Genomic DNA, 20,017 nt, shown 5'->3' on the forward strand with positions numbered 1-20,017 from the left:
TGCACAGGAGGTTTGCAATGGGCGCTATCTTGAATCTGGTCGAACGTAATCTGCACGAAGTGCACGTCGACGCCGACCGCATGCTGTTCCATATTCCCAGCAGTTCGCTGTTTGTCAGCGATGAACTGACCGGCACCATCATCGATGCGTTGCGTGGCCCTGGCTGCTCCTCGGAAGACCTGATCCAGCGCCTCGGTGCGCGGTTCAACGGTGAGGAAATCAACGAGACCCTGCGTGAGCTGATCTCACTGGAACTGGTCAGCGACGGCTCGCCGCTGACCCCGGACATCGCGGTCAAACGCGTCGAGCGCACCGCGATCAACACTGTGGTACTCAACGTCAACACCGGCTGCAACCTGAGCTGCACCTACTGCTACAAGGAAGACCTCGACAAGCCGTCCGCCGGCAAGAAAATGGACGTCGAAACCGCCATCGCGTCAGTGGAAATGCTGCTGCGTGAATCCCCCGACGAAGAGCGCTTCACCGTGGTGTTTTTCGGCGGCGAGCCGCTGAGCAATCGCAAGCTGATCGAGTACATGGTCGATTACTGTGAGAAGCGTTTTGCCGAGGCCGGCAAGTTCGTCGAGTTCGTGATGACCACCAACGCCACGCTACTTACCGAAGAAACCGTGGACTACCTGAATGCCCACCGCTTCGGTTTGTCAGTGAGCATCGACGGGCCGAAAACCGTGCACGACCGCAACCGCATCACCGTGGGCGGGCAGGGCACCTATGACGTGGTGCGGCGCAAGGCCGAAATGCTGCTGTCGCGCTACAACAGCCGTCCGGTCGGCGCACGGGTGACCCTGACCACCGGCGTCACGGACGTTGAAACCATCTGGGATCACTTGTTCAACGAGTTGGGGTTTGCCGAAGTCGGATTTGCTCCGGTGACGTCTGGCGATATCAGCAGTTTCAACCTGACCAACGACGAATTGATCGAAGTCTTCGCCAGCATGAAACGCCTCGGTCGGCGTTATCTGGACGCGGCGCTGGAGCACCGCAACATCGGGTTCTCCAACCTGCATCAGTTGATCACCGATATTCATGAAGGCCACAAAAAGGCCCTGCCGTGCGGTGCCGGGCTGAAGATGCTGGCGGTTGATCACAAGGGCGAATTGAACCTGTGCCATCGCTTCACCGGCTCGTCGCTGCCGACTTTCGGCAACGTCCACAGCGGCGTTAAACAGGTCGAGTTGAACGACTTCCTGTCCCAGCGCCTGGATCGCACCAACACCGGTTGTCATGACTGTCAGATCCGCAACCTGTGCTCCGGCGGCTGCTATCACGAGAGCTACGCCCGCTACGGCGACCCGGCCCACCCGACGTATCACTACTGCGAACTGATGCGTGACTGGGTCGACTTCGGCATCGAGGTCTACACCCGGATCATGGCCGCCAACCCTGCGTTCATCAGCAGCTACATCACTCCGCGCAAGGCTCACTGATATGAAACATCTCAAGGCAATCAATAACAAAGCGTTGAAGCTGGATCAGGCCGCGGACGAGAACCGCATCGAAGAAGTGGTGGCGATGAGCTCCGTCGCCGGCTGTGCCTCGACCACCGATCCGGGCTGGGAAATCGATGCGTTCGGCGGCGTGTCGTCGCTGTGCCAGCCGATGGAAGCGGACCTGTATGGCTGCTCCGACCCGTGCTGGTGGCCGGCCCAGGTGCCGGACATGATGAGTACCTACCCGGACTGGAACAAGGATGCCCAGGCGTCCAACGACAACTGGCGCAACCTCGGCACTGTCTTCCCGAAAGACAAGTGATCCATAAGAAGAAGGATTCCGGCATGCACAACTTCAAAGCCTGCGGCCTTGCCGCACTCGCGGTTCTGAGCGCCTGTTCGCTCCCGGTTCTGGCCGATGAAAACACCGCGCTGCAAGACGGTCACGAGTACATGTTGACCACCAATTATCCGAACAACCTGCACGTCATCGACCTGTCGACCGACAGCTTGTACAAGACCTGCAAGATGCCCGATGCCTTTGGCCCCGGCACCGTGCAGCTGTCGCCGGATCGCAAGACCGCCTATGTGCTGAACAACCATTACGCCGACGTTTACGGTGTCGAGCTGGACAGCTGCAAGCAGGTGTTCCATGCCAGCATCACCCAGCAGCCGGGCGAGAAGGCACGGTCGATGTTCGCATTCACCGTCAGCCACGATGGCAAGGAGCTGTACACCATCGCCAACCCGACGCTGATGCTCAACGACCATTACGAGGTCAAGCAGCCACGTCTGGACGTCTACGCCACCGACGCCGGAATGAACGCCAAACCGGTGCGCAGCTTCCCGGCGCCACGACAGTTGACGATCATGCAGAGCGGCGATGACGGTACGTTGTATGTGGCTGGCGCCGATGTGTACAAGGTCGATGTGAGGAGCGGCAAGTTCGACGTGCTGATCCCCAGCCGTCACTGGAAGCGCCCGAACTACAGCGCGCCGGACGTGCTCTACGTGTGGAACCAGCAGACTTACCGCCACGATTTCTCGCTGCTGTACACCGCCGCCAAGTTCAAGGACAAGAAACAGGATCCGGCCACCGCTGAATACCTGTACGGCTTGTTCAGCGTCGACCTGAAAACCGGCAAGACCGAAACCACCGACTTCGGCCCGCTGACCGAAATCTACTTCAGCGGCATGCGCTCGCCGAAGGATCCGAACCTGATGTTCGGCGTGCTCAACCGTCTGGCCAAGTACGACATCAAGCAGAAGAAGCTGATCCAGGCGGCCACGCTGGACCATTCCTACTACTGCATTTCGTTCAACAAGGATGGCAGCAAGATCTACCTGGCCGGGACGTTCAACGACGTGGCGATCTTCGATGCCGAGACCATGAAACAGACCGGCAGCATCAAGTTGCCGGGTGGGGATATGGCGATTACTACGGCGCAGATATTTGTGCGTTGATGAGTGGCGTCAGGGATGACGCCATCGCGAGCAGGCTCGCTCCCACAGGGGATTTGTGAACTGCACACAGCCCCTGTGGGAGCTGGCTTGCCAGCGATGAGGCCTTCAAAGACCCTGAAAAATCAGGCCCCGGGCACCGGGCAACTCAAATCACCTTCTTCACACTTCAGATACTGCTTCAGGGCCTCGGTACGCACCTTGGTCACCGATGTCAGGCAGTTGCTGTAAATCAACGGATAAACACTCCCGCCTGCCACCCCGGACGCCGAAAAGTTGCACTCGGCATCCCGAAACCCGATCCACGCTCGTTGTGCACTGACCAATAGTTTCTTGCCTTCGGCGTTGTCCTTCAGACGCGCGGTGATCTGCTGGTACACCGCATTCAGTTCCTTATCGGCCGCCTTGTATTCCTGTCCGGCACACTGATTCATCGTCGCCTGATCGCTGGCATTGGCGCAGTCCACGGCAGCGTGGGCAACGGAAGTGAAAAGAAAAGGCGTCAGGGCCAGGAGCAGGCGTGGGGACATGGGGGTTCTCGCTGTTTGCGGTGAAGAAATGTGCAGTGTAGACAGGTGAAGGATGATTTCGATCAGTCGTTTGATACAACTTCGCATTGGACATGTGGTCATACAAGCCTACTGTTCAAAACAGGAGGTGACGTATGAAACCAGTACCCAACAGCTTTGAACGTAAAATCATGCTCCGCTCGCCGCGCTCCCATGTCTGGCGTGCGCTGGTCGATGCCGAGGCGTTTGGCCAGTGGTTTGGCGTGGCTCTGGAAGGCCGGCGGTTTATCGCCGGCGAGTGGACCCAGGGGCAGGTTACGTACCCCGGTTATGAACATGTGCTCTGGAACGTGCTGGTGGAGCGGGTCGAGCCCCAGCAGTTGTTTTCCTTTCGCTGGCACCCGTATGCGGTGAACCCGAAAATCGACTACTCCCAGGAACCGACCACACTGGTCAAATTCGAGCTGCAGGACTATGAGAACGGCACGCTGCTGAAGGTTTCCGAGTCCGGTTTCGCGCATATTCCCGATGTGCGTCAGAAAGAGGCGTATTACATGGACAGCCGTGGCTGGGAAGAGCAGTTGAGCAGGCTCGAACACTTTCTGGCCGAAACCGACAGGGCACGCGAGCGTGAAGGTGGCTGATAACGAGTGGTTTGATCCGTGGTTGAAGCGTTGGGCACTGGTGCCCGACGGCGTTCCGATCATCACGCCGGGCAGCAAGCTGTTGCCGGTGCGTCAGGGCGACGTACCGGCGATGCTGAAAGTCGCGGTGGACGACGAGGAAAAGTACGGCAACTTGCTGATGACCTGGTGGGATGGCGATGGCGCCGCCCGGGTGCTCGCTCATCACGAGGAAGGCCTGTTGCTGGAGCGGGCCATGGGCCGGCGTTCGTTGATGCACATGGCACTCAATGGCGAGGATGACGAGGCCACCCGGATCATGTGCCAGGCTTTGACGCGGTTGCATGCACCGCGCCCTACGAAACCACCAACATTGGTGGAGCTGGCGCCGTGGTTTACGTCGTTGCGAGTCGCTTCGGCCCGATACGGCGGCCAATATTCTGTTTGCCTGCAAATGGCTGAAACCTTGCTCGCCGCGCCCCGGGATGTCGTGGTTCTGCACGGCGACATGCATCACGACAACGTCCTTGATTTCGGCCCGCGTGGCTGGCTGGCCATTGACCCGAAACGGGTGCGGGGCGAGCGTGGTTATGACTACGCTAACCTGATCTGCAATCCGGAACTGCCGACTGCTGCCGATCCTGAACGCTTTCAACGGCAGGTCGATGTGATCTGTGAAACGGCGGGACTTGAGCGAAAGCGCCTTCTGCAATGGGTACTGGCGTTTGCCGGACTGTCTGCCGCATGGTTCATGGAGGATGACGAGCAGAAATCCGCCGCCGGACAGCTGAAAGTCGCGGATCTGGCGGCTGTTGCACTCAATGCCCGACACGTCTAAGGGTTTTCGGAAGGGGTGCTATGGCGAATGTCTTACACGCGCTGGTAGCTTTTTCGACTATTGCCGATTGGATCCACAGCGTAATCTAGCCTCATCAACTGAAGCACAGGGAGTGTTTCAGGATCATGGATGATCGACCATATGCAAGGATCGCTGCCGACAGGGAGTCGATAATGGTCTTGGGAAAAACCCGCTTCGGCGGGTTTTTTTTCGCCTGCAGAAAAGTGTCGCCCCTAAACAGAAACACCGCCGATTGGCGGTGTTTCTGCATCTGCAGGTCTTACGAGGCGATCAACTGCCGCAATACGTAATGCAGGATCCCGCCGGACTTGAAGTACTCCACTTCGTTCAAGGTATCGATGCGGCACAGCACTTCGATCTTCTCCTGACGTCCGTCTTCCCGGGTGATCACCAGGGTCAGGTTCATGCGTGGCGTCAGCTCGACACCGGTCAAACCCTGAATCTCCAGGGTTTCCTTGCCGGTGAGGTTCAGGCTCTTGCGGTTCTGATCGAGCTTGAACTGCAGCGGCAGCACACCCATGCCCACCAGGTTGGAACGGTGGATCCGCTCGAAGCTTTCGGCGATTACCGCTTTCACGCCCAGCAGGTTAGTGCCCTTGGCGGCCCAGTCGCGGCTGGAACCGGTGCCGTATTCTTGCCCGGCAATCACCACCAGCGGCGTGCCCGAGGCCTGATAGCGCATGGCCGCGTCGTAGATCGCCAGTTTTTCGCCGGTCGGAATGTAGATCGTGTTACCACCTTCTTCCCCGCCGAGCATTTCATTGCGGATACGGATGTTGGCGAATGTGCCGCGCATCATCACTTCGTGGTTGCCCCGGCGCGAGCCGTAGGAGTTGAAGTCCCGCGGTTCCACACCTTTTTCCCGTAGATAACGCCCGGCCGGACTGTCAGCCTTGATGTTGCCGGCGGGGGAGATGTGGTCAGTGGTCACCGAATCGCCCAGCAACGCCAGTACCCGCGCACCTTTCACGTCGGTGATCACCGGCAAAGGCCCGGCAATGTCATCGAAAAACGGCGGGTGCTGGATGTAGGTCGAATCGTCCTGCCAGACATAGGTGGCAGCTTGCGGCACTTCGATGGCTTGCCACTGTTCGTCACCGGCAAACACCTCGGCATATTCCTTGTGGAACATCGCCGTGTTGACCTGATTCACCGCGTCGGCGATTTCCTTGCTGCTCGGCCAGATATCGCGCAGGTAGACCGGTTTGCCTTGCTTGTCTTCACCCAGCGGTTCGCTGCTGATGTCCGTGCGCACTGTGCCGGCCAGGGCGTAGGCGACCACCAGTGGTGGTGAGGCCAGCCAGTTGGTTTTCACCAGCGGATGCACCCGGCCTTCGAAGTTGCGGTTACCGGACAGTACTGAAGCCACGGTCAGGTCGGCTTTCTGAATGGCTTTTTCGATGGGTTCCGGCAGCGGCCCGGAGTTGCCGATGCAAGTGGTGCAGCCATAGCCCACCAACGAAAACCCGAGTTGATCGAGGTACTGCGTCAGTCCGGCAGCCTTGTAATAGTCAGTGACGACTTTGGAGCCCGGTGCCAGTGAGCTCTTCACCCACGGTTTACGGGTCAGGCCTTTCTCCACGGCTTTTTTCGCCAGCAAACCGGCGGCCATCATCACGCTGGGGTTGGAGGTGTTGGTGCAGGACGTGATCGCGGCAATCACTACGGCACCGTTTTTCAGGCGGTAGGTGTGGCCGTCGTACTCGTAATCGGTTTCGCCGACCAGATCGGCATTGCCCACCGCGACACCGCCGCCGCCCTCGCTTTCCAGACGTCCTTCTTCCTTGCTGGTGGGTTTGAATTGCAAGTCGAGGAAGTCGCTGAACGCCTGGCCGACATTCGGCAGCGAGACGCGATCCTGCGGGCGTTTCGGCCCGGCGAGGCTGGCTTCGACGCTGCCCATGTCCAGCGCCAGGTTGTCGGTGAACACCGGTTCCTGACCGGGCAGGCGCCACAGGCCCTGGGCCTTGGTGTAGGCCTCGACCAGTTTCACCACTTCGGTGGGGCGACCGGACAGGCGCAGGTATTCGAGAGTCACGTCATCGACCGGGAAGAAGCCGCAGGTCGCGCCATATTCCGGGGCCATGTTGGCGATGGTCGCACGGTCGGCCAGCGGCAGGTCGGCGAGGCCGTCACCGTAGAACTCGACGAATTTGCCGACCACGCCTTTCTTGCGCAGCATCTGGGTCACGGTCAGCACGAGGTCGGTGGCGGTGATGCCTTCCTTGAGCTTGCCGGTGAGTTTGAAACCGATCACCTCAGGAATCAGCATCGACACCGGTTGCCCGAGCATCGCTGCTTCCGCCTCGATTCCGCCTACGCCCCAGCCGAGTACGCCGAGGCCGTTGATCATGGTGGTGTGGGAGTCGGTGCCGACCAGCGTGTCGGGGAAGGCATAGGTGCGGCCGTCTTCGTCCTTGGTCCACACCGTGCGTCCGAGGTATTCGAGGTTGACCTGGTGGCAGATCCCGGTGCCCGGCGGCACCACGCTGAAGTTGTCGAAGGCGCTCTGGCCCCAGCGCAGGAAGGCGTAGCGTTCGCCGTTGCGCTGCATTTCGATGTCGACGTTCTGTTCGAATGCGCTGGCGCTGGCGAACTTGTCGACCATCACCGAGTGGTCGATTACCAGATCCACCGGTGAAAGCGGGTTGATTCGCTGCGGATCGCCGCCGGCCTTGGCCATTGCGGCGCGCATCGCGGCCAGATCGACCACGGCCGGTACGCCGGTAAAGTCCTGCATCAGCACGCGGGCAGGGCGGTACTGGATTTCCCGGTCGGAGCGACGCTCCTTGAGCCACGCGGCAATCGCCTTGAGGTCGGCGCCGGTGACAGTTTTTTCATCTTCCCAGCGCAGCAGGTTTTCCAGCAGGACTTTCAGCGACATGGGCAGCTTGTCGAGATCGCCCAAGGTCTTGGCGGCATCCGGCAAGCTGAAATAGTGGTAAGTCTTGTCGTCGACTTTCAGGGTTTTAAGGGATTTCAGACTATCGAGGGACGGCATTACGATCACTCCTTTGAGTCCGCACGGCTACGGACTGAGGGGACGGGCAGAGCTATCAACGTAGCCCTGTTTTCAGTAGCTGGCTAATAACTGGACTCTATGGGCAAGTCCAAGGTTCCGACATCGGCTATCATGCGCCGGTTTTCGTGACAGGCTTTGCTTTGACGCAAGCCTGGACATCGCGCAGGGGATGAATGACCGCCCTCTGCCCAGGAGTAAGAATGAACACCCTATTCATGCATTGCCGGCCGGGCTTCGAAGGCGAAGTCTGCTCGGAGATTTCCGACCTCGCCGCCCAACTGAACGTGGCCGGCTACGCCAAGGCCAAACCGGCGACCGCTTGCGCCGAGTTCGTCTGCACCGAAGAAGACGGCGCCGAGCGCCTGATGCGTGGCCAGCGTTTCGCCGAGCTGATCTTCCCGCGCCAATGGGCTCGCGGGGTTTTCATCGATCTGCCGGAAACCGACCGCATCAGCGTGATCCTCGCGCACATGGCCGAATTCCCGGTCTGCGGCAGCTTGTGGCTGGAAGTCGTCGACACCAACGACGGCAAGGAACTGTCGAATTTCTGCAAGAAGTTCGAAGGCCCGCTGCGCAAGGCGCTGACCGGTGCCGGCAAACTGGTGGATGACGCCGGCAAGCCGCGCCTGTTGCTGACCTTCAAGAGCGGCCGTGAGGTGTTCCTCGGTCTGGCCGATGCCGGTAACTCGGCGATGTGGCCGATGGGCATTCCGCGTTTGAAGTTCCCGCGTGAGGCGCCAAGCCGTTCCACGTTGAAGCTGGAAGAAGCCTGGCACCACTTCATCCCCCGGGATCAGTGGGACGAGCGTCTGCACAGCGACATGACCGGCGTCGACCTCGGCGCGGCGCCGGGGGGCTGGACCTGGCAACTGGTCAATCGCGGCATGCTGGTGACGGCCATCGACAACGGCCCGATGGCCGAAAGCCTGATGGACACCGGTCTGGTACAGCACTTGATGGCTGACGGTTTCACCTTCAAGCCCAAACAGCCAGTGGACTGGATGGTCTGCGACATCGTCGAGAAGCCGGCGCGCAACGCCGCGATGCTCGAAGAGTGGATCGGCGAGGGGCATTGCCGGGAAGCGGTGGTCAACCTCAAGTTGCCGATGAAGCAGCGATATGCCGAAGTGAAGCGCCTGCTCGAGCGTATCGCCGATGGTTTCAAGGCCCGGGGAATCAAGGTCGACATCGGCTGCAAGCAGCTGTATCACGACCGCGAGGAAGTGACCTGCCATTTGCGCCGTCATGACGTGAAGAAAGCCAAAGCCCGCTGAGCGCGCGACAGGTGACCGAACACCCGGCATTGGGCGACAATGCCGGCCAGTTTCAGGAGTGAATCATGAGTGAAATGATCAATACGCCGGTCGACGGCACCCTCGACGCCACGGGCCTCAATTGCCCGGAGCCGGTGATGATGCTGCACCAGCGCATCCGTGACCTGGTGCCCGGCGGCCTGCTCAAGGTGATCGCCACCGACCCGTCGACCCGTCGCGACATCCCCAAGTTCTGCGTGTTTCTCGACCATGAACTGGTGGGGCAACACGAAGAGGCCGGGACCTATCTGTACTGGATTCGCAAGAGGTCCGGTTGATCGGAAGGCAAAAAAAAGACCTGCAGTTGCAGGTCTTTTTTTATGGCCGGTCAGCCCATCGAGCGGCTGATGCGAATGCGTTTGCGCGCACTGCGCGTCAGGCGGATCGACAGCATCAGCGCCGCACAGCTCAGGCCGACGATCAGACCTTCCCACAAGCCGCTCGGGCCGCGTGGCTCGCCGAACCAGTCGGTCAGGCCGAGGGCGTAACCCACCGGCAGGCCGATGCCCCAGTAGGCGAACAGGGTAAGGATCATTGTTACCCGCGTGTCCTGATAACCGCGCAGGGCGCCAGCGGCGGTGACCTGGATCGCGTCGGAGAACTGGAACAGCGCCGAATACACAATCAGCATCGCTGCGATGTGAATCACCATCGGATCGGAGGTGTAGATCGCCGCGATGTGTTCGCGCATCAGCAACATCATGCTTGCCGACAGACAGGCGTAGGCCAGCGCAGTACCCATGCCGACACCTGCCGCAAAACGCGCTTCGCGAGGTTCTTCACGGCCCAGGGCCTGGCCGACACGCACGGTCACGGCCATGCCCAGCGAATACGGAATCATGAACACCAGCGAGCTGACGTTCAGCGCGATCTGGTGCCCGGCCACCACCGTGGCGCCGAGGCTGCCGATCAGCAGCGCGATCACCGCGAAAATACTCGACTCGGCAAACACCGCGATGCCAATCGGCAGACCAATGGCCAGCAGACGCTTGATCACCGCCCATTGCGGCCAGTCGAAACGGCTGAACAGTTCGCTCGACTTGTAGGCTGGCGCCCAGCGTTCGTAACCGGCCAGGCCCAGCGCCATGACCCACATCACGATCGCCGTGGCCCAGCCGCAACCGACGCCGCCCATGGCCGGCACACCGAAGTGGCCGTAAATGAACACGTAGTTCAACGGAATGTTCAGCGCCAGACCACAGAGGCCCAGCACCATCGCCGGCCGGGTGCGGCCGAGACCGTCACTGGTGCAGCGCAGCACATGGTAGAACGCCACCGCCGGCAGACCGCTGGCGATGCCGTGCAGGTACTGCATGCACGGGCCGATCAGCTCCGGATCGACTTTCATCAGGTGCAGGATCGGTTCTGCACTGAACAGCAGGGCGGTCGCCATCAGTCCGACCACCAGCGCCAGCCACAAGGCCTGGCGCACGATCGGGCCGATCTCGCTGTGGGTACCGGCGCCGAAGCGCTGGGCGACTTTCGGCGTGGTGGCCAGCAGGGTGCCGGTCATCAGCAGAAACACCGGCACCCAGATCGAGTTGCCCAGCGCCACGGCCGCCAGATCCTTTGGCCCGACGCGCCCGGCCATCACCGCATCGACGAAGCCCATGGCGGTGGTTGCCAGTTGGGCGATCATGATCGGCAGGGCCAGGCCGAGCAGATTCTTCAGCTCCAGGCGAACCCGGGCAGGGCGGTTGAGGGAAACGGCGTCAGGGCGTTCGGTTACGGAGTTCACAGGCAAAGCGTCCACAGGGGTTGATGCGCAAGGCCGGGCATTCTACGCCGCTGACGTTATGGTCAGGAAAAATCCTCTGTTGCGGATTTGTAATCAACAGCCGGCTGGCTCATCGCAGTCCCAGCGCCTACACTGCCGATCCGCCCAAGGAGCCCTGCCATGCTGATTGTTGCCGACGAAAATATCCCGTTGCTCGATGCCTTTTTTGCCGGTTTCGGCGAGATCCGCCGGGTGCCGGGCCGTTCCATTGACCGGGCCACGGTCGAACAGGCCGACGTGTTGCTGGTGCGCTCGGTGACCAACGTCAACCGCGCGTTGCTCGAAGGCAGCCAGGTGCGTTTTGTCGGTACCTGCACCATCGGGACCGATCATCTGGATCTCGAATACTTCAACGAGGCCGGCATCACCTGGTCCAGCGCGCCGGGCTGCAATGCGCGTGGTGTGGTGGATTATGTGCTGGGCAGCCTGATGACCCTGGCTGAAATCGAAGGTGTCGATTTGAGTGAGCGCACCTACGGCGTGATCGGCGCCGGTGAAGTCGGCGGTCGCTTGATCAAGGTGCTGAAAGGGCTGGGCTGGAACGTGAAAGTCTGCGATCCGCCGCGTCAGGCGGCCGAGGGCGGCGACTATGTCAGCCTGGAGCAGATCATCCAGCAGTGCGACGTGATCAGTCTGCACACCCCGCTGACCCGCAGTTGTGAAGGCGCAACCTGGCACTTGTTCGACGAGCAACGTTTGCAGCAACTCAAGCCCGGCGCGTGGCTGATCAATGCCGCCCGTGGTCCGGTGGTGGATAACGCCGCGTTGCGCGAAGTGCTGCTGGAGCGTGAAGACCTGCAAGCGGTGCTCGATGTGTGGGAAGCCGAGCCGGAAGTCGATGTCGCCTTGGCCGAACTCTGTGTACTGGCGACCCCGCATATCGCCGGTTACAGCCTCGATGGCAAGCAACGCGGCACGGCGCAGATCTATCAGGCTTACTGCGATTTCGTCGGCCAACCGGCCAGCATTCAGCTAGGCGATCTGTTGCCGGCACCGTGGTTGTCGGAAGTTTCCCTGCATGCCGACAGCGATCCGGCCTGGGCCCTGGCGATGTTGTGCCGTGGCGTGTACGACCCGCGCCGGGACGATGCGGATTTTCGTCGCACCTTGCTGGGTAGCGTTGGCGAGCAACGTGCGGCGTTCGATGTGTTGCGCAAGCAGTATCCGGTACGCCGCGAAATCGAAGGGCTGAAAGTAAGAATCGAGGGGGATTCACCCGCCCTGCGGCAGATCGTGACGGCGCTGGGCGCTGTGGCCGTATAAACCGCGGGCAGAAAAAAACCCGGCCTGCAGGGGCCGGGTCAGGAAGACGGTGGCTACATCACTTTTGTTCGGCAGGCTTGACCAATCGCTTCTCCAGTTCGCGGCAAGCGTTCTGGATCATGTCTTCAGTGATTGGCACTTCGCGCCCATCCTTATCGATAATCGAGCAACCCAGAGGTTGGCCGGGCTTGGTGCGGATCACTTGAATCTTGTCGTCGCTGCTGTGTTGCAAGGACATGGCCTGTCTCCTCATCAGGTTGTGTAAGCACAATAAAACCGTCAGGTGACCAGGCTGTGACAACTCCCTTCGATCTTTCCGGAACGGTATCTTCACTCAAGCAGAATTGACCGTTCGTCTCAACCCGGACATTAGACCGATAGCATCTAGGGGGTAGTCTTGCCGGTCATATTTAACGTTACTCATTGTGATTTGCAGGGCTCTACCCCATTTGAGTGTGTAGGCTGACCCCATTAATCAGCACACGATGTGAACCTTGATGATCTCGATGCTTTCCTCGCGCCACCGACGGGCCCTGCGCCTGACCAGTCATTTTCTCGCTCCTTATCGCTGGCAGGCCTTCGGCGCACTGCTCGCATTGATCGTTACCGCCGGCATCACCTTGTCGATGGGGCAGGGCATCAAGCTGCTGGTCGATCAGGGTTTCATGACCCAGTCGCCGCACCTGCTCAACCAGTCCATTGGTCTGTTCATGCTGTTGGTGTTTGGGCTCGCGATCGGCACCTTTGCCCGGTTCTATCTGGTGTCATGGATCGGCGAACGGGTAGTGGCCGACATCCGTCGGCAGGTGTTCAATCATCTGGTTTACCTGCATCCCGGGTTCTACGAAGACAATCGCAGCTCGGAAATCCAGTCGCGCCTGACGGCTGACACGACATTGCTGCAATCGGTGATCGGTTCGTCGCTGTCGCTGTTCCTGCGCAATCTGCTGATGGTCATTGGCGGCGTCGTGCTGCTGTTCATCACCAATGCCAAGCTCACCAGTATCGTGGTGATTGCGCTGCCGCTGGTGATTGCGCCGATCCTGATTTTCGGGCGACGTGTGCGTAATCTTTCGCGATTGAGTCAGGACCGGATCGCCGACATTGGCAGCTATGTCTCGGAAACCCTTGGCCAGATCAAGACCGTTCAGGCCTATAACCATCAGGTCCAGGACGAACAACGCTTCGCCGGCACCGTCGAGCAGGCGTTCGAGACCGCACGCAAACGGATTTTCCAGCGGGCTTGGCTGATTACACTGGTGATCGTGCTGGTGCTCGGCGCCGTCGCGGTAATGTTGTGGGTTGGCGGCATGGATGTGATTGCCGGGCGTATTTCTGCCGGTGAGCTGGCGGCGTTCGTGTTCTACAGCCTGATCGTCGGTAGTGCGTTTGGCACGTTGAGCGAAGTGATCGGCGAACTGCAGCGTGCTGCCGGTGCTGCCGAGCGCATTGCCGAACTGCTGCGTTCCGAGAACATCATCCAGCCGCCGAATGCCGGGCTGGTAACCTTGCCGGAGCGGATCAAAGGCGAGCTGGAATTGCGGGATGTAAGTTTTTCCTATCCCTCACGGCCCGAAAGCCTTGCGGTCAATGGTTTGAGCCTGACAGTCAACGCGGGCGAAACCCTCGCGCTTGTAGGTCCGTCAGGTGCGGGCAAGTCCACGGTGTATGACCTGCTGCTGCGCTTTTACGATCCGCGCGAAGGGCAAATCCTGATCGATGGCGTGCCGCTGACGAGTCTTGATCCCCTGGACCTGCGCCGCTGTTTTGCACTGGTTTCGCAGACTCCGGCGCTGTTCTTCGGCAGTGTCGAAGAAAACATCCGCTACGGTTGCCCGAACGCCACGCTGGAGCAGGTGCAGGAAGCCGCGAAAATCGCCCATGCCCACGACTTCATCGAGCAAATGCCCGACGGCTACCAGACCCACCTGGGCGACGGTGGTCTCGGCCTGTCAGGCGGCCAACGCCAACGTCTGGCCATTGCCCGGGCATTGCTGGTCGACGCGCCGATCCTGCTGCTGGACGAAGCCACCAGCGCCCTCGATGCCCAGAGCGAACACCTGATCCAGCAAGCCCTGCCCAGCCTGATGCAAAACCGCACCACGCTGGTGATCGCCCACCGCTTGGCTACGGTGAAAAACGCCGACCGGATCGCAGTGATGGATCAGGGCAAGCTGGTTGCGATCGGCACGCATCAGGAGCTGATCGCCAGCAATCCGTTGTATGCGCGGTTGGCGGCGTTGCAGTTCAGTGATGGGCATCTGGCTTCGACCGACCCAGTAACCGACTAAGTAAGCGACCTAGTAACCGACCCAGTAGAGCGTCATAAAAAATGCCCGCATCTCTCGATGCGGGCATTTTTGTTTACGTCGATCCTTGCACGATCACTGATCGTCAAAATACCGCTCATGCCAGTCCACCAGCGGTTGCGGCGAGTTGAGTTTCTGGCCGTAGATCACCGAATAGGACAGCACGTTCTGCACGTACTGGCGGGTTTCGTCGAACGGGATGCTTTCCACCCACACGTCAAAGCTCAGGTGGTCGGCACCGCGCAGCCACTGGCGCACGCGGCCAGGGCCGGCGTTGTAGGCGGCGGAGGCGAGCACACGGTTGCCGTTGAACTGGCTGTGTACCTGGCTCAGGTAGGCGGCGCCGAGCTGGATGTTCTTGTCCGGATCGAGCACCTGCTGCGGCGAGGCCAGCGGAATGCTGAATTTGCGCGCGGTTTCCTTGGCGGTGCCGGGCATCAGTTGCATCAGGCCGCTGGCGCCGACGCCGGAGCGGGCGTCGTCCATGAAGGCGCTTTCCTGACGAGTGATGGCGAACACCCAGCTCGAGTGCAGGCCACGAACCTTGGCTTCACGCACGAGGGTGTCGCGGTGGGCCATCGGGAAGCGGATGTCCAGGTCGTCCCAGTATTGCGCCTGGCTGATGGTGCGGATTGCCGGGAAATACCATTTCAGGTCGTAAGCCAGTTTGGCCTGGGCGACCATCTCGTCGCGGTTGAAGTGACGGCTGACGTGGTACCACTCGCGACGCCCGTCGACGATCTGCCCACGGGCGTGGAACTCCAGCGCACGGCGCACGCCGGGGGTGTTGCGCACCTTGTTGATGGTGGCCTGGCTGAGTACCAGCGGTTTGTTGACCAGCGAATAGGGCAGTTGCGAGCGATCGGCGGCCAGGAAACCGTAGAAATCCCGCTCCCGTGCGAGGCTCTTGTACAGCGTCTGCGCTTCAGGGTTCTGCGGTTGCGCCAGTTCCAGGCTGCGGGCCTGCCAGTAACGCCAGCGGTTGGTGGTGGCCAGATCCTGCGGCAGGCGGCGGGTCAACTGATAGGCGTCGTCCCAGCGCGCCAGGCGCAGCAGCAGGCGCAGGCGCCATTCGGACACGGTGTTGTCGCGCAGTTCCGGGTCATATTTGGTCATCACATCCAGCGCGCGGCTGTCGAAGCGACGGGCCAGGGTCAGGCCGATTTCCCGGGCGATGGCGACTTTTTCATCTCGCGAGAAATGCATGCTGCTGGCGTAGCCGTCGAGCAGATCCATGGCCTTGTCCGGATCCTGACGGGCCAGACGGCGCAGGCCGAGGCTGACGATGTCCGACATCGGTTCGTCGGCCGGGGTGAAGCGCGATGGCTGGTTGAGCAGTTCCGGTTTCTGCGCCACATCCACCAGCAGACGCCCGCGCGGGGCAAGGGTGGTCAGGCCGTTGACCAGGCTGTTGGCCAACGGATAGTTACGCGCCTGGGCGGCGAGTTTGGTGCGCTCCCAGCGTTTTTGCTCGGTCAACTGGCCATCGGCAGCCCAGATGCCGAACAGCGCGTCACACGCGGCGGGTTGCGATTTGCCGGTCAGCCACAGTTTGTCGGCATTGGCGTAACCCTCGGCCTTGTGGCCGCTGCTGATCTGGTACTGCGCGTTCAGGCAGTCCAGTTCGGTGAAGTTGAGCTTCGGATCGTAATACTTGACGAAGGTCGCCCAGTCGCCACGGTCGGCGAGCCAGCGCAACCAGCGCAGCTTCATCCAGTTGGCCTGGGGCAGGTCGCCGTGTTCGGCGAGGAATTTTTCGATTTCCGCGTTGCTGGCAGTCTTCAGGCGGGCGGTCAGCTCGTCGTAGGCCAGGTACGGCTCCAGCGGATAATCGGCGAGCGCCTGGCTGTAACGGAAATACGGGCCGGTGTCGCCCTTGGCCAGGGCGCGCTTGGCCTCATCGTAATACTGGCGCTGGGTGGACAGGTCCACCGCCTGGGCGGATTGAGCAGCAGCGGCGGTGAGTAGCAAACAGGACAAAACACTGAGAAGGCGACTGCGCATGAGACATCCGGGCAGAGAAATCATGACAAGTGCCAGCGTGGGCGGCACTGAATTGTCTGTAGCTTAGCCTTTTGCCAGCAGACGGCGAAAGCTTTGCGGGCCTTGTGGCACAAGTTCGCAACAAATGTTGTGCAGAGTACGTCAGCGGCGAAATTGCCGGCCTGTTCGGCCCTCGATTCAGGTAGAATGCGCGCCCGGTTTTTGGAGAAGCTCATGACCCTGCTCAAATTCAGCGATGTGTCCCTTGCATTCGGCGCGATGCCGTTGTTGGACAAGGTGTCCTGGCAGATCGCCCGTGGTGAGCGGGTGTGCATCATCGGCCGCAACGGCACTGGCAAATCCAGCATGATGAAACTGGTCAAGGGCGACCAGAAGCCTGACGACGGCGCCGTGTGGCGTGCCCCCGGTCTGAAAATCGGTGAATTGCCACAGGAACTGCCGGTGGCCGACGAGCGGACCGTTTTCGACGTGGTGGCCGAAGGCCTCGACGGTGTGGGTGCGCTGCTTGCCGAATACCATCACCTGAGCCAGAACATCGTCACCGACGCTGATCTGGAAAAGCTGATGCACGTCCAGCACGATCTCGAAGCCCGTGACGGCTGGCGCTTGCAGACCCTGGTCGACAGCACCCTGAGTCGCCTGCAACTGCCGGCCGACAAGACCCTCGCCGAGTTGTCCGGCGGCTGGCGTCGTCGCGTGCTGCTGGCCCAGGCGCTGGTGTCCGAGCCGGATCTGCTGCTGCTCGACGAACCGACCAACCACCTGGATATCGGTGCGATTGCCTGGCTCGAAGAAGCGCTGAAGGATTTCCAGGGCGCCGTGCTGTTCATCACGCACGACCGTTCCTTCCTGCAAAACCTGGCCACCCGCATCCTCGAACTGGATCGCGGCGGCCTGATCGACTGGAATGGCGACTACGCCAGTTTCCTGGTCCACAAAGAAGCCGAACTGGCCGCTGAAGAAACCGCTAACGCGCTGTTCGACAAGCGTCTGGCTCAGGAAGAAGTGTGGATTCGTCAGGGGATCAAGGCCCGTCGCACCCGTAACGAAGGCCGCGTGCGTGCGCTGAAGGCCCTGCGTGTCGAGCGCAGCGAGCGTCGTGAGCGCACCGGCAAGGCCAACATCCAGCTGGAAACAGCGGAGAAGTCCGGCAAGCAGGTGATGGTGCTGGATAACGTGAGTTTCGCGCACCCGGGCGGTCCGTTCCTGATCCGCGATTTCTCCATGGTGCTGCAGCGCGGCGATCGTATCGGCCTGCTCGGCGCCAACGGTACCGGCAAGACCACCCTGCTGAAACTGATGCTCAGCGGTCTGCAGCCGACCAGCGGCAAAGTGGAAGAGGGCACCAAGATCGACGTGGCCTACTTCGACCAGTTGCGCCATCAGCTGGATCTGGAAAAGACCGTGGTCGACAACGTCGCCGAAGGTCGCGATTTCATCGATATCAATGGCCAGAGCCGCCACGTGCTGAGCTATCTCGGCGACTTCCTGTTCAGCCCGCAGCGTGCCCGCACGCCGGTGAAAGCGTTGTCCGGTGGCGAGCGCGCACGTCTGCTGCTGGCCAAACTGTTCAGCAAACCAGCAAACCTGTTGGTGCTCGACGAACCGACCAACGACCTCGATGTGGAAACCCTCGAGCTGCTCGAGGAAGTGCTGCTGACCTTCAACGGCACCGTGCTGATGGTCAGCCACGACCGGGCATTCCTCGATAACGTGGTTACCAGCACCCTGGTCTTCGAAGGTGAAGGCAAGGTTCGCGAGTACGTCGGCGGTTATCAGGACTGGATCCGTCAGGGCGGTTCGCCGCGTCTGCTGGGCGTGACCGAAAGCAAATCCGGCAAGGCCGACCTGAATTCGGCGGTGGTCACTGCCGAACCGGCTCCGGTGGCCGCACCGGTTGCTGCGGCCCCGGCAGCGAAGAAGAAGCTTAGCTACAAGCTTCAGCGCGAGCTGGAAGCGTTGCCGGGCGACATCGACGCCAAAGAGCAGCAGATCGCCGCTGTGGAGGCTGAAATGGCTGAAGCCGGTTTCTACCAGCGTCCGCCGGCCGAAACGGCCAAGGTGATTGCTTCGCTGGAGCAATTGCAGGCTGAGCTGGATGCGCTGGTGGAGCGTTGGGCCGAGCTGGATGCCTGATTGTTTCCAGGCATGAAAAAGCCCGGCGTCCAGAGATGGGCGCCGGGCTTTTTAACTTTTCACAAGTGCCTGAGGTCAGCGTTTGACCAGATGCACCGCGAGCACATCGCAAGGTGCGCCGTGCAGCACGTCGTTGGCGGTCGAGCCCAATAGCAGCGCCAGACCATGCCGGCCATGGCTGCCGACCACGATCAGGTCGCATTCCTGATCCTTGGCGAAGTGGTGGATTTCCTGGCGCGGCTGGCCGTAGGTCAGGTGGCAGTTTGAGCCTTCCAGTTCGGTGTATTTGTGCTTCAGGCGCTCGAGGCGTTCCTTGGCTTGATCGAACTGCTGTTGTTGCAGTTGTGACAGATCCATCGGCACGTCACCCCCGAAGGCCATGGCCATCGGTTCGACGATATGCACCAGCGACAGCTTGGCGCCATTGCTCACCGACAGCTCTCGGGCGCGGTGGATCACAGGGTCGCACTCTTCGGTCAGATCTACGGCGACCAGGATATGGTGGTAGGGCATGAGGTGCTCCTCGTGAGGGATCAATATTGTTAAGTATGGCTGGTTTCAAGCGCATTGGTTCCAAAGTGACGCAATGGGCTCATGACAAAACGGGAGTACACATATGACGGTCTGGCTGGTGGTGTCAATCCTGCTGGTGGTGTTGAGCCCCCTGGCGTGGTTGCGTCCGTCCCGTGCACAGAGTGGCCGGATAGCCTTGCGCACGGAGGCCCGGCGCATCGGGCTGGCCATGCAGCTGGCGCCCCAGGAGTGGCCGCACTGGCTGTCTCAGGAGCCGCCAAACCCGTGTGCGCAATACCATCGGCCACGGCGCGGCAAGCAGCCAGCGTGCTGGACGTATTGGCAGAAATCCCCGGGCGTATGGGTCAATCAGTGGCAGGAAGTCTGTGAAGAGCCGCTGCTGCTGAATCATTTCGAAAAATTGCCGGGCAACGTTTTCAAGGTCGAAGCCGACAAACAGATGATCGCGCTCTATTGGGGCGAGAAGGGTGACGCTTCGGTTCTGCTGGACATTGATGCCACGCTGAAAGCACTGGCATGACTCACGGACGTTTCGCGCTGCAACGGTGCGAAACGTCTGGCAGACGAGCAATAAAAAGCCCGACATGATTCATCGGGCGGGGTTGGCCAGGCAGGCCGGAAATTCTTTTTGGCGTTGGGCCGGAGTGATCCGGTCAGCAAACGTGCACCTGTTTTCCTTCGTAGTCCAGCCAGCGTAGCCTGTTAAACAAGGCTTGCGGTGAATTAGGGCGACTTTTCTAACTATTAATCTTATGA

Annotated in this window: 17 protein-coding genes; 11 read left to right on the plus strand and 6 right to left on the minus strand. The window is 60.6% G+C overall.

Features of this window, described 5'->3' with window-relative positions; translation table 11 throughout:
* The first annotated feature begins 17 nt into the window (after nucleotides 1–17).
* From peaB to peaD, 3 genes are read left to right on the plus strand one after another with little or no spacing between them, the layout of a single operon-like run.
* Entirely contained in the window at nucleotides 18–1,448 is a 1,431-nt protein-coding gene (gene peaB / locus CAG02_RS21660; RefSeq protein WP_085713123.1) for a quinohemoprotein amine dehydrogenase maturation protein, read from the plus strand.
* A 1-nt stretch (nucleotide 1,449) separates the two neighbouring features.
* Nucleotides 1,450–1,773, plus strand: a complete 324-nt coding sequence (gene qhpC / locus CAG02_RS21665) for a quinohemoprotein amine dehydrogenase subunit gamma (protein ID WP_008016081.1) — start codon at nucleotides 1,450–1,452, stop codon at nucleotides 1,771–1,773.
* Between the two features lie 23 nt (nucleotides 1,774–1,796).
* On the plus strand, nucleotides 1,797–2,915 hold the full coding sequence (peaD, locus tag CAG02_RS21670; RefSeq protein WP_085713124.1) for a quinohemoprotein amine dehydrogenase subunit beta: 1,119 nt from the start codon (nucleotides 1,797–1,799) through the stop codon (nucleotides 2,913–2,915).
* Between the two features lie 122 nt (nucleotides 2,916–3,037).
* Here the strand turns inward: peaD and CAG02_RS21675 are convergent, their stop codons facing one another.
* The gene (locus CAG02_RS21675) at nucleotides 3,038–3,442 is read right to left on the minus strand and encodes a lysozyme inhibitor LprI family protein (RefSeq protein ID WP_085713125.1); all 405 of its coding nucleotides are present in this window, start codon (nucleotides 3,440–3,442) and stop codon (nucleotides 3,038–3,040) included.
* Nucleotides 3,443–3,576: 134 nt separating this feature from the next.
* Between CAG02_RS21675 and CAG02_RS21680 the strand changes: the two genes are divergently transcribed.
* Together CAG02_RS21680 and CAG02_RS21685 are read left to right on the plus strand one after the other, a co-directional pair.
* A complete protein-coding gene (locus tag CAG02_RS21680) occupies nucleotides 3,577–4,065 on the plus strand; it encodes an SRPBCC family protein (protein WP_085713126.1) in 489 nt (162 codons plus the stop codon).
* Entirely contained in the window at nucleotides 4,058–4,882 is an 825-nt protein-coding gene (locus CAG02_RS21685; RefSeq protein WP_085713186.1) for an aminoglycoside phosphotransferase family protein, read from the plus strand. The genes CAG02_RS21680 and CAG02_RS21685 overlap by 8 nt, the downstream gene beginning before the upstream one ends.
* Nucleotides 4,883–5,162: 280 nt before the next feature.
* On the opposite strand, the gene acnA is transcribed toward CAG02_RS21685, so the two are convergent.
* Nucleotides 5,163–7,904: an aconitate hydratase AcnA gene (acnA, locus tag CAG02_RS21690; RefSeq protein WP_085713127.1), complete on the minus strand. Its 2,742-nt coding sequence runs from the start codon at nucleotides 7,902–7,904 to the stop codon at nucleotides 5,163–5,165.
* Between the two features lie 221 nt (nucleotides 7,905–8,125).
* Between acnA and rlmM the strand changes: the two genes are divergently transcribed.
* Nucleotides 8,126–9,199: a 23S rRNA (cytidine(2498)-2'-O)-methyltransferase RlmM gene (rlmM, locus tag CAG02_RS21695; RefSeq protein WP_085713128.1), complete on the plus strand. Its 1,074-nt coding sequence runs from the start codon at nucleotides 8,126–8,128 to the stop codon at nucleotides 9,197–9,199.
* Between the two features lie 65 nt (nucleotides 9,200–9,264).
* A complete protein-coding gene (gene tusA, locus CAG02_RS21700) occupies nucleotides 9,265–9,516 on the plus strand; it encodes a sulfurtransferase TusA (protein WP_085713129.1) in 252 nt (83 codons plus the stop codon).
* Between the two features lie 50 nt (nucleotides 9,517–9,566).
* Here the strand turns inward: tusA and CAG02_RS21705 are convergent, their stop codons facing one another.
* Nucleotides 9,567–10,976 (minus strand): MATE family efflux transporter, encoded by a 1,410-nt coding sequence (locus tag CAG02_RS21705; RefSeq protein ID WP_085713130.1) that lies wholly within the window; start codon nucleotides 10,974–10,976, stop codon nucleotides 9,567–9,569.
* A gap of 159 nt (nucleotides 10,977–11,135) precedes the next feature.
* On the opposite strand from CAG02_RS21705, the gene pdxB reads away from it, so the two are divergent.
* Nucleotides 11,136–12,278 carry a 4-phosphoerythronate dehydrogenase PdxB gene (gene pdxB, locus CAG02_RS21710; RefSeq protein WP_085713131.1) on the plus strand — a complete coding sequence of 381 codons (1,143 nt, stop codon included), beginning with the start codon at nucleotides 11,136–11,138 and terminating at the stop codon, nucleotides 12,276–12,278.
* A gap of 58 nt (nucleotides 12,279–12,336) precedes the next feature.
* On the opposite strand, the gene CAG02_RS21715 is transcribed toward pdxB, so the two are convergent.
* The gene (locus CAG02_RS21715; RefSeq protein WP_065260694.1) at nucleotides 12,337–12,516 is read right to left on the minus strand and encodes a PA1571 family protein; all 180 of its coding nucleotides are present in this window, start codon (nucleotides 12,514–12,516) and stop codon (nucleotides 12,337–12,339) included.
* A gap of 259 nt (nucleotides 12,517–12,775) precedes the next feature.
* On the opposite strand from CAG02_RS21715, the gene CAG02_RS21720 reads away from it, so the two are divergent.
* On the plus strand, nucleotides 12,776–14,569 hold the full coding sequence (locus CAG02_RS21720) for an ABC transporter transmembrane domain-containing protein (protein ID WP_085713132.1): 1,794 nt from the start codon (nucleotides 12,776–12,778) through the stop codon (nucleotides 14,567–14,569).
* 93 nt (nucleotides 14,570–14,662) lie between these two features.
* Here the strand turns inward: CAG02_RS21720 and CAG02_RS21725 are convergent, their stop codons facing one another.
* The gene (locus tag CAG02_RS21725; protein ID WP_085713133.1) at nucleotides 14,663–16,591 is read right to left on the minus strand and encodes a transglycosylase SLT domain-containing protein; all 1,929 of its coding nucleotides are present in this window, start codon (nucleotides 16,589–16,591) and stop codon (nucleotides 14,663–14,665) included.
* Nucleotides 16,592–16,804: 213 nt separating this feature from the next.
* On the opposite strand from CAG02_RS21725, the gene CAG02_RS21730 reads away from it, so the two are divergent.
* Entirely contained in the window at nucleotides 16,805–18,727 is a 1,923-nt protein-coding gene (locus tag CAG02_RS21730; protein ID WP_085713134.1) for an ATP-binding cassette domain-containing protein, read from the plus strand.
* A gap of 75 nt (nucleotides 18,728–18,802) precedes the next feature.
* Here CAG02_RS21730 and CAG02_RS21735 read toward each other — a convergent pair whose 3' ends face one another.
* Nucleotides 18,803–19,240, minus strand: a complete 438-nt coding sequence (locus CAG02_RS21735; RefSeq protein ID WP_047295289.1) for a universal stress protein — start codon at nucleotides 19,238–19,240, stop codon at nucleotides 18,803–18,805.
* Between the two features lie 103 nt (nucleotides 19,241–19,343).
* Between CAG02_RS21735 and CAG02_RS21740 the strand changes: the two genes are divergently transcribed.
* On the plus strand, nucleotides 19,344–19,781 hold the full coding sequence (locus tag CAG02_RS21740) for a hypothetical protein (RefSeq protein ID WP_085713135.1): 438 nt from the start codon (nucleotides 19,344–19,346) through the stop codon (nucleotides 19,779–19,781).
* Nucleotides 19,782–20,017: the final 236 nt, after the last annotated feature.

Origin of the sequence: Pseudomonas sp. R43(2017) (genome assembly GCF_002112345.1) — a bacterium.
Taxonomy (GTDB): Bacteria; Pseudomonadota; Gammaproteobacteria; order Pseudomonadales; family Pseudomonadaceae; genus Aquipseudomonas; species Aquipseudomonas kribbensis.